Origin of the sequence: Brevibacterium sp. CCUG 69071, from assembly GCF_021023135.1 — a bacterium.
Classification (GTDB): Bacteria; Actinomycetota; Actinomycetes; order Actinomycetales; family Brevibacteriaceae; genus Brevibacterium.
In genome coordinates this window covers 817742-834545 of the sequence record NZ_PGFV01000001.1, presented here as the reverse complement: position 1 = coordinate 834545, position 16804 = coordinate 817742, and the positions used below count along the sequence as shown (strand labels likewise).

General features: G+C 67.9%; 13 protein-coding genes. All 13 read left to right on the top strand.

What is annotated here, in order from left to right:
- Position 1 precedes the first annotated feature (1 nt).
- The 13 genes from CV023_RS03850 to CV023_RS03790 all read left to right on the top strand — a co-directional run bounded on the left by CV023_RS03850 (position 2) and on the right by CV023_RS03790 (position 16767).
- A complete protein-coding gene (locus tag CV023_RS03850; RefSeq protein WP_230744130.1) occupies positions 2–1207 on the top strand; it encodes a CaiB/BaiF CoA transferase family protein in 1206 nt (401 codons plus the stop codon).
- 1 nt (position 1208) lies between these two features.
- Positions 1209–2711 (top strand): acetyl-CoA carboxylase carboxyltransferase subunit alpha/beta, encoded by a 1503-nt coding sequence (locus CV023_RS03845; protein ID WP_230744129.1) that lies wholly within the window; start codon positions 1209–1211, stop codon positions 2709–2711.
- 9 nt (positions 2712–2720) lie between these two features.
- Positions 2721–3485 (top strand): imidazole glycerol phosphate synthase subunit HisF, encoded by a 765-nt coding sequence (gene hisF / locus CV023_RS03840; protein WP_230744128.1) that lies wholly within the window; start codon positions 2721–2723, stop codon positions 3483–3485.
- Positions 3482–3853 (top strand): phosphoribosyl-AMP cyclohydrolase, encoded by a 372-nt coding sequence (gene hisI / locus CV023_RS03835; protein ID WP_230744127.1) that lies wholly within the window; start codon positions 3482–3484, stop codon positions 3851–3853. Before hisF ends, hisI begins: the two co-directional genes overlap by 4 nt.
- The gene (locus CV023_RS03830; protein WP_230744126.1) at positions 3843–5396 is read left to right on the top strand and encodes a chorismate-binding protein; all 1554 of its coding nucleotides are present in this window, start codon (positions 3843–3845) and stop codon (positions 5394–5396) included. Before hisI ends, CV023_RS03830 begins: the two co-directional genes overlap by 11 nt.
- A gap of 1 nt (position 5397) precedes the next feature.
- Complete coding sequence (locus CV023_RS03825) at positions 5398–6087, top strand: hypothetical protein (RefSeq protein ID WP_230744125.1); 690 nt, start codon at positions 5398–5400, stop codon at positions 6085–6087.
- A gap of 97 nt (positions 6088–6184) precedes the next feature.
- Entirely contained in the window at positions 6185–6454 is a 270-nt protein-coding gene (locus tag CV023_RS03820) for an HGxxPAAW family protein (RefSeq protein WP_230744124.1), read from the top strand.
- Entirely contained in the window at positions 6451–7248 is a 798-nt protein-coding gene (gene trpC / locus CV023_RS03815; protein WP_230744123.1) for an indole-3-glycerol phosphate synthase TrpC, read from the top strand. Before CV023_RS03820 ends, trpC begins: the two co-directional genes overlap by 4 nt.
- A gap of 115 nt (positions 7249–7363) precedes the next feature.
- Entirely contained in the window at positions 7364–8578 is a 1215-nt protein-coding gene (gene trpB / locus CV023_RS03810) for a tryptophan synthase subunit beta (RefSeq protein WP_230744122.1), read from the top strand.
- The gene (gene trpA / locus CV023_RS03805) at positions 8575–9366 is read left to right on the top strand and encodes a tryptophan synthase subunit alpha (protein ID WP_230744121.1); all 792 of its coding nucleotides are present in this window, start codon (positions 8575–8577) and stop codon (positions 9364–9366) included. Before trpB ends, trpA begins: the two co-directional genes overlap by 4 nt.
- Positions 9363–10346 (top strand): prolipoprotein diacylglyceryl transferase, encoded by a 984-nt coding sequence (locus CV023_RS03800; protein ID WP_230744120.1) that lies wholly within the window; start codon positions 9363–9365, stop codon positions 10344–10346. Before trpA ends, CV023_RS03800 begins: the two co-directional genes overlap by 4 nt.
- A gap of 267 nt (positions 10347–10613) precedes the next feature.
- A complete protein-coding gene (gene gltB / locus CV023_RS03795; protein ID WP_230744119.1) occupies positions 10614–15329 on the top strand; it encodes a glutamate synthase large subunit in 4716 nt (1571 codons plus the stop codon).
- A complete protein-coding gene (locus CV023_RS03790; RefSeq protein ID WP_230744118.1) occupies positions 15322–16767 on the top strand; it encodes a glutamate synthase subunit beta in 1446 nt (481 codons plus the stop codon). Before gltB ends, CV023_RS03790 begins: the two co-directional genes overlap by 8 nt.
- Positions 16768–16804 lie beyond the last annotated feature (37 nt).

The following is a 16804-nucleotide window of genomic DNA, read 5'->3' as shown; positions in this document are numbered from 1 at the left end:
AATGGCTAAGGACACACCCACCGGCACTGATGGGCCGCTGAGCGGATACACCGTCATCGATCTCTCCCGAGCACTCGCCGGCCCGCACGCCGGAATGATGTTCGGCGACCTCGGCGCCCGAGTGATCAAGGTCGAGAACCCGGGCAAGGGTGATGACTCCCGATCCTGGGGACCGCCCTTCGTCGGGCCCGAAGACGATCCGCAGGCCACCTACTTCTTCTCCTGCAACCGCAACAAGGAATCCATCGCCCTCGATCTCAAATCCGAGACGGGCAAGGACACGCTGCGCGAACTCATCTCCCGCGCCGATGTGCTCATCGAGAACTTCCGCTCCGGCGTCCTCGATCGCCTCGGCTTCTCCACCGGGGTGTGCATGGAGATCAACCCGCGCCTGGTCATCCTCTCGATCACCGGGTTCGGCCACGACGGACCCGAAGCCTCCCGCGCCGGCTACGACCAGATCGCGCAGGGAGAGGCCGGACTGATGTCGCTGACCGGCTCTGGACCCGATGACATGCAGCGCGTCGGTGTGCCGATCGCTGACCTGCTCGCCGGCATCTACGGCTCTTACGGAGTCCTGGCCGCCCTCCTCGAACGCGAACGCACCGGGAAGGGAAAGGTGGTGCGAACCTCGCTCATCGCCGGGATGGTCGGCGTCCACGCCTTCCAGGGCACGCGCGCCACCGTGGCGGGGGAGAACCCGCAGCCCGGCGGCAACCACCACCCCTCGCTCTCGCCCTACGGCCTGTTCAAGTGCCGCGACGGTGCGGTCCAGATCTCCGTGGGCAACGAGAACCTGTGGCAGAAGTTCTGTACCGCCTTCGACATCGACCCGGCGACCGAGGGTCTAGCCGACAACGCCTCCCGAGTGGCGAACCGGCCGGCGCTCATCGACCTCATCGAATCGAAGTTCGGTGAGTTCGACTCCGCAGACCTGCTGGCCAAGCTCACCGCCGCGGGCATCCCCTCGGGCACCGTGCGCACCCTCGAAGAGGTCTACGACTGGGATCAGGCACTCAGCCAGGGGCTCAAGGTCTCCGTCGACCACCCCGTCCTCGGCGACATCGACCTGCCCGGTCCGCCGCTGCGGTTCTTCGACGCCGCGGGCGAGGCCGAGGTCGAGACCACGCGCACCAGCCACGAGGCTCCGCCGCTGCTCGATGAGGATGCCGACACGATCCTCGCGTGGTTGGACTCCGAGGACTGAGATGGCACGTCTGAACGCACACGAACTCGTCGACATCGTCCTCGACGCCGGCTCGTTCACCTCCTGGGACACCGAGCCGATCACTCCGGCCGGCGGGATCTCCGATGAGTATGCCGCCGAGTTGGAAGCGGCGCGGGAGAAGTCCGGGGTCGACGAGGCGATCATCACCGGTGAGGGCACCATCCAGGGACGCCGAGTGGCCGTCGTCGCCGGAGAGTTCCGGTTCCTCGCCGGGTCCATCGGTGTCGCCGCCGCCCAGCGTCTCGTCGACGCCATCGAGCGGGCCACCCTCGAGGGGCTGCCGCTGCTGGCCGGTCCCGCTTCCGGGGGCACGCGCATGCAGGAGGGCACGATCGCCTTCCTGTCGATGGTCAAGATCACCAATGCCGTCGTCGCGCACCGCCGGGCCGGACTGCCCTACCTGGTCTACCTGCGCCATCCCACCACCGGCGGCGTCTTCGCCTCCTGGGGATCGCTGGGCCACGTCACTGTCGCGGAGCCGGGTTCTCTCATCGGATTCCTCGGTCCCCGCGTGTTCGAGGCCATCTACGGGGAGAAGTTCCCCGAGAACGTCCAGACCGGGGAGAACCTGCACAAGAACGGGATCATCGACGCCGTGATCGGACCCGAGCGGATCCAGACGACCGTCGCCCGGGTCCTCGATGTCCTCATGGGAGCCAAAGAGGTTCCCGCCCGAGTGGCCGATCCCGACACCTCGCCGGCGGTCATCGACGCCGAGTCGGACGCTTGGGAGTCGATCGTCCGGTCTCGCAAACCCGAACGTCCGGGAGTCCGCGACCTGCTGCGGACGGCCGCGAACACCGTGCTGCCGCTCAACGGGACCGGAGAAGGGGAGAAGGATCCGGGACTGCTGCTGGCCTTGGCCAAATTCGGCTCCGCCCCCTGCATCGTCCTCGGACAGGACCGGTTCCGACAGGACTCCCGTGCCCCGCTCGGACCCGCCGCTCTGCGTGAGGCCCGCCGCGGCATGCGCCTGGCCGCCGAACTCGATCTGCCGCTCGTGACGGTCATCGACACCCCCGGTGCCGCTCTGTCCAAATCCGCCGAGGAGGGCGGCATCGCCGGTGAGATCGCCCGCAGCCTCGCCGAGCTGGCGAACCTCGACGCTCCCTCGGTGTCGCTCATCCTCGGTGAGGGCTCCGGGGGCGGAGCCCTGGCGCTGATTCCCGCTGATCGGGTGCTCAGCGCCGAACACGGGTGGCTCTCACCGCTGCCGCCCGAAGGTGCCTCCGCGATCGTGCACAGGACGACCGAACGCGCCCCCGAGATGGCCCAGAGCCAGGGCGTGCATGCGCCGATGCTCAAGGCCACCGGGGTCGTCGATCGGATCATCGCCGAACACCCCGACGCGAGCGAGGAACCGCTCGACTTCGTCGCTCGGGTCGGTGCGACACTGGAGTACGAACTCATCGAACTGATGCGCGAACCGTCCGAACGCCGTATCGCACGGCGGATGGAACGGTATCGGACTCTGGGAATCTAGGAGAAGCAGATGGTTGCCATCAGGGTCATCCCCTGCCTCGACGTCGATGCCGGCCGGGTCGTCAAAGGCGTGAAGTTCGCCGACCTCAAAGATGCCGGCGATCCCATCGAACTCGCCCGACGCTACGGCGAGTCCGGTGCCGACGAACTCACCTTCCTCGACGTCACCGCCAGCAGCGGTGACCGCGAGACCGTCCACGACGTCGTCCGCGCCTGCGCCGAACAGGTCTTCATCCCGTTGACCGTCGGCGGCGGAGTCCGCAGCGTGGCAGATGTCGATCGGCTCCTGCGCAACGGGGCCGACAAGGTCTCGGTCAACACCTCGGCGGTGCAGAATCCGCAGCTGATCAGCGACATCTCCCATCATTTCGGCAACCAGGTGCTCGTGCTCTCCCTCGATGCCAGGCGCACCCAGGGCGGGCAGACCGCCTCGGGATTCGAGGTCACCACCCGCGGGGGACGCGAAGGCACCGGGGGCTGCGCGATCGAGTGGATCCGGGAGGCCGCCGAACGCGGAGTCGGTGAGGTCCTGCTCAATTCGATCGATGCCGACGGCACCCGCGACGGCTTCGACCTCGAACTCATCGCCGCCGCCCGGGAGGCCGTGGACGTGCCGCTCATCGCCTCCGGGGGAGCCGGCCGGGTCGAACACTTCGCCCCTGCCGTGGCCGCCGGCGCCGATGCACTGCTGGCCGCCAGCGTCTTCCACTTCGGAACGCTGAGCATCGCTGACGTCAAGGACGCACTGCGCGCCGAAGGGATCGAGGTCCGATGAGCACAGCTGAACCGAAACCTCAGATCGACGCGAATCCGGAGAACTGGCGGGACCTCATCACCGTCAACGCCGACGGTCTGATCCCCGTGATCGTGCAGGAGGCGACCTCGAGAGACGTGCTGATGATGGCGTGGATGGATGTCACCGCCGTCGAACGCACACTCGAATCCGGCCAAGCCGTCTACTGGTCGCGGTCACGGCAGGAATACTGGGTCAAGGGAGAGACCTCCGGCAACGTCCAACATGTCCGGTCCCTCAGCCTCGACTGCGATGCCGACGCCCTGCTCATGGTCGTCGACCAGACCGGCCCCGCCTGCCACACCATGACCCCGACCTGCTTCACCGGAAGGAGCATCAGTGCCGACTGACTCCGCGCCCACCGCGCCCGAGCTCGACATCCGCCCCAGCCTCGGCGAGTTCCGTGCCTCCGGTGCCGAGCACCGCCTCGTCCCCGTCCATACCCAGGTCCTCGCCGACGGCGAGACCCCGCTGAGCCTGTACCGCAAGCTCACCGACGGGGGACCGGGCAGCTTCCTGTTCGAGTCAGCCGTCTCCGGCGCCTGGGACCGCTACTCCTTCATCGGCTCCGCCCCGGTCGCGACCCTGTACTCCACCGCCGAGGGATTCCGGTGGGAGGGCACACCACCGGTCGGCATCCCCACCGAGGGCGACGTCCTCGACGCGGTCACCGCCACCCTCGAGCTGCTCGCCGTGGACGAATCCGAGAGCGAACTGCCGCCGATGGTCTCGAGCTTCGTCGGATACTTCGGCTGGGACATCGTGCGCCGCTTCGAACGACTCGGCCCGGCTCGCCCGAACGAACACCACCTGCCGACGGTGCAGCTGATGATCCCCGGCGACATCGCCGTCTACGACCATTACTCCGGAACCCTGACGCTCGTGGCCAATGTGTTCAACGTCAACGGTACCGACACCGGCATCGACGAGGCCTACCAGGCCGGGGTCGAACGCATCGAAGCGATGCTCGAGCGGATCAGCCGCCCCAGCCAGGCCGCCATCGTGCGCCCCGCCTCAGTCGATCCGCAGGTCTCGACCCGCACCGATCCGCAGGCCTACCTCGACGGCGTCGAGGCCGCGAAACGTGAGATCGTCGACGGGGAAGTCTTCCAGGTCGTCCTCGGACAGCGTTTCGACACCGCCTGCACGGCGGATCCGCTGACCGTCTACCGGATGCTGCGGCACTCGAATCCGAGCCCGTTCATGTATCTGCTCAACCTCCACGACGATCAGGGACAGCCGGCGAGCATCATCGGATCCTCACCGGAGGCCCTGGTCACGGTGCGTTCCGGCAGCGTGGTCACCCACCCGATCGCCGGCTCCCGCCCGCGCGGGGCGAATCCCGAGGAAGATGACAAACACGCCCGCGACCTCATCGCCGATGAGAAGGAGCGGGCCGAGCACCTCATGCTCGTCGACCTCGCCCGCAACGACCTCGCGAAGGTCTGCCGAGCCGGCACGATCGATGTCAGCGCCTTCATGGACATCGTCCGCTACAGCCACATCATGCACATCTCCTCGACCGTGCGCGGGGAGCTCGCCGAAGGCCACGGCGCCGTCGACGTCCTGCGCGCGACGTTCCCGGCCGGCACGCTCTCGGGAGCGCCGAAGCCGCGGGCGCTGCAGATCATCGACGAACTCGAACCGATCGGCCGCGGCATCTATGGGGGAGTGGTCGGCTATATGTCCTTCACCGGCGACCTCGATCTCGCCATCGCGATCCGCACCGGAGTGCTGAGGGAGAACGTGATGAGCGTCTACGCCGGCGGCGGACTCGTCGCCGACTCCGTGCCGGAGACCGAATACCGGGAATCGGAGAACAAAGCCGCCGCGGTGCTGCGGGCAGCCGCGGCCGCAGGGGCCGTGCGCGATCTCGCCGAGGCGGATGCCTGAGATGACGAAATCGCGCGGAGTCCTCATCGTCCTCGTCCTCGCCGGTGCGCTGTGGGCGCTCAGCCTCGCCTCTTGGCAGGCCGGCGTGGCCGCCGACTCGCTCGGACCGGCCGGAGTCGCAGATGTCACCGACGACTCCGGATCCCAGGCCTCACCGGTGGCGACCGCCTGCGTCGCCATCATCGCCGTCACCGGTCTGCTCTCGGCGATGCTCGGCAAGGTCGGTCGGATCGTGGTGCTCGGCCTCGCCGCCCTCGCGGCGCTGGGCTACGGCATCACCGCAGTGGTCGCGATATCGGCGCCCGGGGCCACTCCATTGCCGATCGCCGGCGCCTTCGCCGCCGCGATCGCCCTCGTCGTCATCCTCTATGTGGCCTTCGCCTCGGCGCGGTGGGCGAATTCGAACCGCTACGCCGTGAGCGCCGAGGCGGACGGGGAGAAGTTCGACTCCGCCGCCACCTGGGACGCCCTGTCCCGCGGGGAGGAACCCGAACCTGCGGCCGGAGCCGGATCCGAGGATGCGGAGGCGGCGGATACGGAGACCGAATCCGAGGAAGCGGAGGCCGAGACCACGGCCCCGGAGGCCGAAGCCGCGAACACAGAGGCCCCGGAGTCCCAGTCCGATGTCCTGGGCCCCGAGTCCGACGACCGGGACGACCCGGAGACCGAATCCGGGGAGGATTCGAAATAGTCCTGTGACCGGGTCGATGCCCGGGCGCAAACCGAAGCGTGTCACAATGGAGGCAACAGTTCTCACGCGTGCCACGCCTGTCATTCTAAGGAGCACCATGTCGCAGTCCCTCGCCCGCAGCGGCCCAGCAGACCTCGATAAGTCGACGATCGACTACGCCGCGATCGCCGACCCGGGACACGGGAACTCAGTCGCCGGCTGGACGGGCGTGATCATCATGCTCCTCGGCATCTCGGTCGGCTGCGTCGGATTCACCATCCACAACCACACCATCGTTTACATCTCGGCCGGCATCGTCGTCCTCGGCCTCATCGTCGGCATGATCCTGCGCGCCGTCGGCCTGGGGAACAAGCCGAAGAAGAAATGACGGTACTCGACGACATCGTCGCCGGCGTGCGCGAGGATCTCGAGGCACGTCGGAGGCAGGCGCCTCTGTCCGAGGTCATCGACCGGGCCCGGTCGGCCGCACCCGCGCGTGCCTTCGACCGTTCCGCCGACTTCGGGGTGATCGCCGAGGTGAAGCGACGTTCTCCCTCCCGCGGGGACCTCGCCGACATCCCGGATCCGGGTACTCTGGCCGGCCTCTACGCGGCCGGCGGAGCCCGCGCGATCAGCGTGCTCACCGAGTCTCGCCGCTTCTCCGGCAGCCTCGCCGACCTCGATGCGGTGCGGGCGGCGGTCGACATTCCCGTCCTGCGCAAGGACTTCATGGTCGACGAATACCAGTTCCATGAGGCGCGCGCCCACGGCGCCGATCTGGTGCTGCTGATCGTCGCAGCCCTCGAGCCGGCACAGCTGGGCGAATTCCACGTTCTGGCCACCGACCTCGGCATGACGGCCCTCGTCGAGACCCACAATCGGGCCGAACTCGAGATCGCCGCCGAGCTCGGTGCCGATCTCGTCGGCGTCAACACCCGCAACCTCAAGGACCTCAGCGTCGACACCGCGCGATTCTCGCCCCTGGCCGAGCTCGCACCCTCGGGCGCGACCCTCGTCGCCGAATCGGGAGTCACGAGCGAGACCGATGTGGTCGGCTACGCCGCCTCGGGAGCCGATCTCGTGCTCGTCGGGGAAGCTCTGGTCACCGGCGGAGATCCGCGTGCCGCCGTGGCGAGCTTCACCGCGACGGGACGGACCCACCGGGCCGTGTCCGCGTCCTGAGTCGAGCCGAGTCCACCGACGGCACCAGCCGAGATCTCCGACCTCGCCGTCGGAGGACCGTCGCCGGCTCTGCCGAACACCCACTGCAGCCATCACGAGATCGAGAAGGACCGCAATGACCGATGTGAGCCAGGAGAACGGACCGTACTTCGGTGCGTTCGGAGGCAGGTTCATCCCTGAAGCCCTCATTCCCGCCCTCGACGAGATCGAGGAGACCTGGCGCAAGTCCCAGGTCGATCCGGAATTCACCGACGAACTGCTCACCCTGCAGCGCGACTACATCGGACGCCCCAGCCTGCTCACCGAGGCCAAGCGCTTCGCGAAGCACTGCGGCGGTGCCCGAGTGTTCCTCAAGCGTGAGGACCTCAACCACACGGGCAGCCACAAGATCAACAACGCGCTGGCCCAGGCGCTGCTGGCCAAGCGGATGGGCAAGACCCGCCTCATCGCGGAGACCGGCGCCGGACAGCACGGGGTGGCCACGGCGACCGCAGCGGCCCTCCTCGACATGGAGTGCGAGGTGTACATGGGCGAGGAGGACACGCAGCGTCAGGCCCTCAACGTCGCCCGCATGCGCCTGCTCGGCTCGAAGGTCAACGCCGTGACCAACGGCACCCGCACGCTCAAGGACGCGATGAACGAGGCGATGCGCGACTGGGTCGCCAACGTCGACGCCACCCACTACGTCATCGGCACCGTCGCCGGACCCCACCCGTTCCCGGCCATGGTCCGCTCCTTCCAGAACGTCATCGGCGTCGAGGCCCGACAGCAGGTCATCGACGCGGCCGGTCGCCTGCCCGATGCCGTCTGCGCCTGTGTGGGCGGAGGCTCGAACGCGATGGGCATCTTCGCGGCCTTCCTCGCCGACACAGATGTCAGGATCTTCGGCTTCGAAGCCGGGGGAGAAGGCATCGACTCGGGACGGCACGCGGCCCGCTTCTCCGGCGGTCGGCCCGGCGTGCTGCACGGCTCGGCGACCTACATCCTCCAGGACGCCGACGGTCAGACCCGCGGGTCGCATTCGGTCTCGGCCGGACTCGACTACCCCTCGGTCGGACCCGAGCATTCGCATCTGCACGACACCGAACGTGTCACCTACGAACCCGTCGTCGACGCCGAGGCGATGGAGGCCATGCAACTGCTCTCACGGACCGAAGGCATCATTCCCGCCATCGAGTCCGCCCATGCCTTGGCCGGTGCCATGCGGGTCGGCCGGGAGCTCGGCCCCGAGGCCGTGCTGCTGGTCAATCTCTCGGGACGCGGCGACAAGGACATGACCACGGCAGCCAAATGGTTCGACTACTTCGACGAAGGAGCGGTGCAGGTATGAGCCTCACAGGTCCACGCACAGCCACCACCCTCGACGCCGTCGCCGAGGCGGGCCGCAAGGCCGCACTCATCGGCTACCTGCCGGTCGGGTTCCCGACCGTGCCCGGCTCGATCGAGGCCATGGTCGAACTCGTCCGCTCCGGAGTCGACATCGTCGAGGTCGGTCTGCCCTACTCCGACCCGGGGATGGACGGACCGGTGATCCAGCGGGCCGCGGAGCAGGCGCTCGACGGCGGAGTCCGCACCAAGGATGTCTTCTCCGCCGTTGCCGCCATCGCCGAGGCGGGCGGCACAGCCGTGGTCATGAGCTACTGGAACCTCGTCCTCCAATACGGCGTGGACGCCTTCGCCCGTGACCTCGATGCCGCCGGCGGCGGGGGAATCATCACCCCCGATCTCATCCCCGACGAGGCCGCCGGGTGGCTGAACGCCGCCGAGGCGTACGACCTCGATCGCATCTTCCTTGCCGCACCGTCGTCGACGCCCGAACGCATCGCCCGGATCGTCGAGTCCAGCCGCGGATTCGTCTACGCCGCCTCGACGATGGGCGTGACAGGTGTCCGCTCCGAGGTCGACAACCATGCCCGTGATCTCGTGTCCCGCCTCAAGGAGGCCGGGGCGCCGCGTGCCTGCGTGGGTCTCGGCGTCTCGAACCGGGAGCAGGCGGCTGAGGTCGCCGAATACGCCGACGGCGTCATCGTCGGTTCGGCCCTCGTCAGGGCCCTCGAGTCCGACGGTGTGCCCGGGGTGGCCGCTCTCGCCGCCGAACTCGCAGAAGGGTGTGCATGAGCTTCAGTCCGCTCTGGGCCCTGTTCGTCCTCCTCGGCATCGCTCTGGCCCTGTGGATGACCTCGATCCAATGGCGATCGCGCGGTGGTCACAAGGGAGACCTGTGGGCCATCACCGTGATCACGGTTCCCGCGGCTGTGATCGGCGGACGGCTCGACCATCTCATCGCCTCACCGGGTGAGTACTTCGGGCCCGACGGCGATCCGATCCGGGCATTCGCGCTCTGGGACGGCGGCTTCGGCTTCTGGGGTGCACTCATCCTCGGAGTCCTCGCCGCCTGGGCGCTGACCCGCTTCCAAGGCGTCAAGCTGCTGCCGTTCCTCGATTCGGTCGCTCCCGGGCTCATCCTGGGGCAGGTGGCCGGCGCCTGGGGCGACTGGATCGATCAGCGGCTGACCCTGATGACGGTGATCGCCGAGTCCGTTTGGAACCTCATCGGCTGCATCCTGCTCATCGTCATCGCCAAGCGGCTGCGCTTCGGCCACGGCCAGGTCTTCGCCCTCTACCTCTGCTTCTTCGCACTCGGACGCGTGTGGCTCGAAGCCCTGCGCATCGGAACCCCAGCGGCCGAGGACGCCCGAATGGTGGTCGGTCTCCCGCTCAACGTGTGGTCGGCGATCGTCGCACTCCTCATCGGCATGATCTGGCTGGTGGCTTCGCGTGCCCGCCATCGCACCCCCGAAACCGGGGTCTACCTGCGCGAGCCCCGGACCCTGCAGCGGCGGCGCAGGCGCGGCAAGCACGATTTCGAACCCGTCGGGGTCGCCCCCGCGGCATCCGGGGACACCCGCGCCGGAGCGCATACTGATCCCGTGGGCGGGAGCGTGGACGGCTCCGTGTCGGACCCCTCCGGTGAGGGAGTCGACGAAAACGGAATGCACAGCTTCGGCTTCTTCGGGGCGGTCACCTCGGCGATCTCGATCGTCCCTGACGTCCGGGGACGCTCACGCGAGGACGGCCGGCCTCCGTCCGCCGACTGACAGGGTTCACCGTCACCGTAATCGCGGCAGCATTCTGATGGTCTTCCCGGGATACAACGAGACAGTGTCCGCGATTTGAGACGATATGGTTCACTGTTCGGTCCTTTCTCGGTTTCGCATCGTGCCTCCACTTCGTGTAGGTTGAATATCCGACCGTGAGAACCACGTCACATAATGTGTCCGAAGACGACCTCCTCGGCACACGTCAGAACCGTTGAGGACAATGCCGTCTTTTCGGAAAGCTACTCGACCCCGTGAAGGCAGCCGATGACAAGAGTCAACCCATCGACCCCTGAATTTCCGTCTCCGCCCGGCCGTGCCGGACTCTACGATCCCGCGCTCGAACATGACGCCTGCGGTCTCGCACTGATCGTCCGTTATCGGGGCCGTCCAGACCATGAGGTCGTCGAACAGGCCCTTTCCGCCCTGCGCAAACTCGAACACCGCGGCGGCATCGGATCCGACGACGGCACCGGTGACGGCGCCGGCATCACCCTGCAGATTCCCCACGACTACTTCGCCGAAGTGCTCGCCGCCGATGGGACCGAGCTTCCCGCGGCCGGCGAGTACGCCGCCGGCATCGGCTTCTTCTCCCAGGACTACCGCCGCGACCTCACCGGTGCCGGCCGAGCCGAGAGCGGCGATGTGTTTCCCGCTCCCGGCGTGCCCGAGACCGACCAAGGTGCAGAGACTGCGGAGTCCGGCGAAGAGGCGCTCGTCCATCGCATCGCCGCCGAGGAGGGACTGAGCGTCCTTGCCTTCCGCGAGGTGCCCCACGATGAGAGCGTGCTCGGCGAGATCGCTCGGTCCACCCAGCCGCGGATGCGGCAGGTCTTCTTCGCTCTCGACGAGCGCTACCCGGCCCGTGACGCCGACGATCTGCGTCGCCGCGCCTACATCGTGCGCAAACGCCTCGACCTCGCCGGGATCTACTTCCCCTCGCTCTCGCCGACGACGATCACCTACAAGGGAATGCTCGAGACCGGTCAGCTCGCCCGGTACTACACCGAACTCGACGATCCGCGGCTGACCTCACGGATCGCTCTCGTCCACTCGCGATTCTCGACGAACACCTTCCCGTCCTGGCAGCTGGCGCAGCCGTTCGGCACGATCGCCCACAACGGCGAGATCAACACCGTGCGCGGCAACCGCAATTGGATGCAGGCCAGGGAGTCCAAGCTCGCCTCCGAGCTCTTCGCCTCACCCGTGCCGGGCACCGATGACAGCCTCGACCGGCTGTGCCCGATCGTGCCCCCGGGGGCCTCGGACTCGGCGTCCTTCAATGCCGTGCTCGAACTCATGGTCGCCTCCGGCCGCTCGCTGCCCCAGTCCATGCTGATGATGATTCCCGAGGCCTGGGAGAACAACCCGGGCATGGGCGAGTCCCGCAAGGCCTTCTACCAGTACCACTCACTGCTCATGGAGCCCTGGGACGGACCCGCCTGCGTCGCCTTCACCGACGGTCGTCTGGCCGGTGCCGTGCTCGACCGCAACGGACTGCGTCCCGCCCGCTACGTGATGACCGCCGATACGGTCGTGCTCGCCAGCGAGATCGGCGTCGTCGACCTCGACGAATCCGAGGTCATCGGCCGCGGCAGGCTCACCCCGGGCCGGATGTTCCTCGTCGATACGGTGTCGGAGCGGATCATCTCCGACACGGAGATCAAGAACACTCTGGCCACCCAGCACCCCTACGAGGAGTGGCTCGAAGAGTCCTCCAAACGCCTCGATCAGCTGCCGGCCCGCGTCCACGTCTCACACCCGCCCGCCTCGGTGCGTCGCCGCCAGCGGACCTTCGGCTACACCGAGGAGGAGCTGCGGGTGCTCATCGCGCCGATGGCCGAAGCCGGCGCGGAGCCGCTGGGTGCGATGGGCACGGACACCGCCATCGCGGGTCTGAGCACGCGGCCGCGACTGCTCTTCGACTACTTCCACCAGAACTTCGCGCAGGTGACGAACCCGCCGCTCGACTCGATCCGCGAACACATCGTGACGAGCATGTCCGCCGGCCTGGGACGTGAGGGCAATCTGCTCGAACACGACCGTCCGGACTCGGCCCACATCATCATCGACCGTCCCGTCATCGACAACGACGATCTCGCTGCGATCGCCCATGCGAAGGGCTCGGCTCTCGGTGTCGACAGCCTCCGTCCGAGCGTGACGCTGTCCGGTCTGTATTCGGTCAACGGCGGTGACGCGGCGATGGAGCGCCGGATCGACGAACTCTGCGCCGAGGCGAGCGCGGCCGTGTCCGCCGGTGCCGTGTTCATCGTCCTCAGCGATCGCCAGTCGACGGCCGATCTTGCGCCGATCCCGTCGCTGCTGCTGACCTCCGCACTCCATCACCATCTGGTCCGGGAGCGGACGCGCACACAGGTGAGCATCGTCGTGGAGGCCGGGGACGTCCGGGAGGTCCACCATGCGGCCATGCTCGTGTCCTTCGGTGCCTCCGCCGTCAATCCGTACCTGCTCATGGAGACCGCCGAGGTGCTTGTGCGGGAAGACCGGGTCCGCGGGGTCAGCGAGTCCGCGGCCGTGGCCAATGTGCTCGCGGCCCTGAACAAAGGCATGCTCAAGATCATGTCGAAGATGGGCATCTCGACCGTGCAGTCCTATCACGGAGCCCAGACCTTCGAGGCCGTCGGCCTGTCCGAGGAGTTCATCGACCGCTACTTCACCTCCACGCCGCACCAGCTCGGCGGCAAGGGCATCGTCGAGATCGCGGCCGAGAGCACCGCCCGTCACGCCGATGCCTACCGCGATGACCATCCGCGGCCGGCTCACCGGCCGCTGCGCATCGGCGGTGAATACCAGTGGCGCAGGGAGGGTCCCAGCCATCTGTTCAACCCGGAGACGATCTTCAAACTCCAGCATTCCACTGCCACGAAGAGCTATGAGATCTTCCAGCAGTACACGTCCGCGGTCGACGATCAGTCGCGTGAGCTGATGACTCTGCGCGGTCTCTTCGACCTCGTTCCCTTGCCGGACGGGCCGATCGACATCTCCGAAGTGGAACCCGCCTCGGCGATTATGCGGCGCTTCTCCACGGGAGCGATGAGCTACGGTTCGATCTCCCAGGAGGCGCACGAGACCCTGGCCATCGCGATGAACCGAATCGGCGGGAAGTCGAACACCGGCGAAGGCGGGGAGGACACCGCACGCCTGCTCGATCCCGAGCGCCGCTCGGCGATCAAACAGATCGCCTCGGGGCGGTTCGGCGTGACCAGCCACTACCTCACCGAGGCCGACGACCTGCAGATCAAGATGGCCCAGGGCGCTAAGCCCGGCGAAGGCGGTCAGCTGCCGGGGGAGAAAGTCTATCCGTGGATCGCGAAGACCCGACACGCGACCCCGGGCGTCGGACTGATCTCACCTCCGCCGCACCACGACATCTACTCGATCGAGGACCTTGCTCAGCTCATCCACGATCTCGGTCGGGCCAACGCCCGAGCCCGGGTCCACGTCAAACTCGTCTCCGCGATCGGCGTGGGCACGGTGGCGGCGGGCGTCGCGAAGGCCGGAGCCGATGTCGTCCTCGTCTCCGGACACGACGGCGGCACCGGGGCGAGCCCGCTGAACTCGCTCAAGCATGCCGGCACCCCCTGGGAGCTCGGCCTGGCCGAGGCGCAGCAGACGCTCATCCTCAACGGTCTGCGCGACCGGGTCAGCGTGCAGGTCGACGGTCAGCTCAAGACCGGACGCGACGTCATCATCGCCGCCCTGCTCGGCGCCGAGGAATTCGGCTTCGCCACCACGGCACTCGTCGTGTCCGGCTGCATCATGATGCGCGTATGCCACAAGGACACCTGCCCGGTCGGGGTGGCGACTCAGAACCCGGTCCTGCGACAGCGCTACCAGGGGCAGGCCGACCACGTCGTCAACTTCTTCACCTTCATCGCCGAGGAGGTCCGCGGCTACCTCGCCCAGCTCGGCTTCCGGTCACTCGACGAGGCGATCGGCGCCGTGGAGAGGCTGCGCATCGACGAGAAGCGGGCGCAGAGCTCCGGTCTCGCACTCGACCTCAGCCAGATCCTCACCGTCCCCGCCGACCTGCACGGGAACACCGAGGTGGCGCGCAAGTGCGCCGGACCGGTGCGCAGGGACTTCGCCGACGAACTCGATCCGCGTCTGCTCGAACAGGCGCGCGAGGCCATCGACACAGGCGTGCCGGTGACGATCACCTCGGAGATCGCGAACACCGACCGCAGCGTGGGCACCCTGCTCGGCCACCATGTCACCCTCGCCCATGCCGACCGCGGCCTGCCGGCGGATACGATCCGGCTGCAGCTGCACGGCACGGCCGGTCAGTCCCTCGGGGCGTACCTGCCCTCGGGAGTGAGCATCGATCTGTCCGGAGACGCCAACGACTACGTCGGCAAGGGCCTCTCCGGCGGAACGGTGAGCGTGCATCCGAGCGCGGCGAACCGAACCCGGCCCGAACACAACTTCATCGCCGGCAATGTGCTCGGCTACGGAGCGGCCGCGGGCAAGCTCTTCGTCTCCGGCCAGGTGGGTGAGCGCTTCATGGTGCGCAACTCCGGCGCCGAGGCGGTCGTCGAGGGCATCGGCGACCACGGGCTGGAATACATGACCGGAGGAGTGGCCGTCATCCTCGGCGGCACCGGACGCAACTTCGCGGCCGGCATGTCCGGCGGCACCGCCTACGTCCTCGACTTCAACCCCGCCCGGCTCAACCCGGACGAGCGTGCGGCCGGCGTCTTCCGCTTCACCGGAGTCGGCGTCGACGACATGGAGGTCCTGCAGAGGCTGCTGAGCGAACACGTCGACTGGACCGGTTCGCCCCTGGCCGGCGAACTCCTCGACGGACTGCGCCGCGGCGAAGACGTTCTCTCACGATTCACGAAGATCATTCCGGTCGCCTATCAGGCGGTCCGGGAGATCCAGACCGAGCTCGCCGAGGAAGGGACCTCCCCGAACTCGGACGCGGCCTGGCACAAGATTCTGGAGGTCACTCATGGCTGATCCACACGGATTCCTCACCGTCGACCATCGCGAGGTGCCCAAGCGCCGGCCGGTCCCGATCCGACTGCTCGACTATCGGGAGGTCTACGAGGCGGGAGACCCCGCACAGCTGCGCCGGCAGGCGTCGCGCTGCATGGACTGCGGCGTGCCCTTCTGCCACCAGGGCTGTCCCTTGGGCAACCTCATTCCCGAGTTCAACGATGCGATGTACCGCGGGGAGCTGCCGCGCGCCGTCGAGCTGCTCCACGCGACGAACAACTTCCCCGAGTTCACCGGCCGCGCCTGCCCGGCGCCCTGTGAGAACGCATGCGTGCTCGGCATCAACCAGCCGGCCGTGACGATCAAACAGGTCGAGGTCACTATCGTCGATGAGGGCTTCGAAGCCGGGCTGATCCAGCCGGTGGTCCCGGAGCGGATCACCGGTCACACGGTCGCCGTTATCGGCTCCGGTCCGGCCGGTCTGGCCGCGGCCCAGCAGCTGACCCGGGCCGGGCACACCGTCGTCGTCTACGAGCGGGCCGAGAGCCTCGGCGGCCTGCTGCGCTTCGGCATTCCCGACTTCAAGCTCGAGAAGCACCACATCGATCGCCGTCTTGAGCAGATGCGCGCCGAGGGCACACGCTTCGAGACCGGCGTCGACATCGGCAGGGACATCAGCCTCGAGGAGCTGCGGACCAGCTTCGACGCGGTGATCATGTGCACGGGAGCCACCGTGCCCCGTGACATGCCCATCGAAGGCCGTGAGCTCGACGGCGTCGAGTTCGCGATGGACTATCTCGTGCCTTCGAACCAGGCACAGGCCGGCCAGGTCGGCCCGCGCCACATCGACGCTCGGGGTAAGCATGTGATCATCATCGGCGGCGGAGACACCGGCGCCGACTGCCTCGGCACCGCGCTGCGTCAGCAGGCCGCATCGGTGACGACCCTGGCGATCGGTGCGAAGCCTCCGACGGAACGCGGCGAGGCCGACCCCTGGCCGACAGTGCCGCGGATCTTCGAAGTCCAGTCCTCCCACGAGGAGGGTGGAACCAGGCGCTACCTGGCCTCGACGACCCGCTTCGTCGGGGACACGGCCGGTCGCGTCACCGGCATCGAGGTGGCGAAGACTCAGTTCGCCGACGGACGGCGCATCCCGACGCCGGGCACCGAGCATGTGCTCGAGGCCGATCTCGTGCTGCTCGCGCTGGGCTTCAGCGGACCGGAGACTGCGGATCTCGACCTCGACGCGCCCGGAGGCAGGGCCTTCACCCGGGACGAGTCGTACCAGTCCTCGCTGCCCGGCGTCTTCGTCGCCGGCGACGCCGGACGCGGACAGTCGCTCATCGTCTGGGGCATCGCGGAGGGAAGAGCCGCGGCCGCGGAGGTCGACCGTTTCCTCACCGGATCCACGCGGCTTCCGGAGCCGGTGCGGCCGAGCGACACAGGTATTAAATGCTAAGATAGGCTGTGTCATTTAATGAGAAGGTCGCACGAAG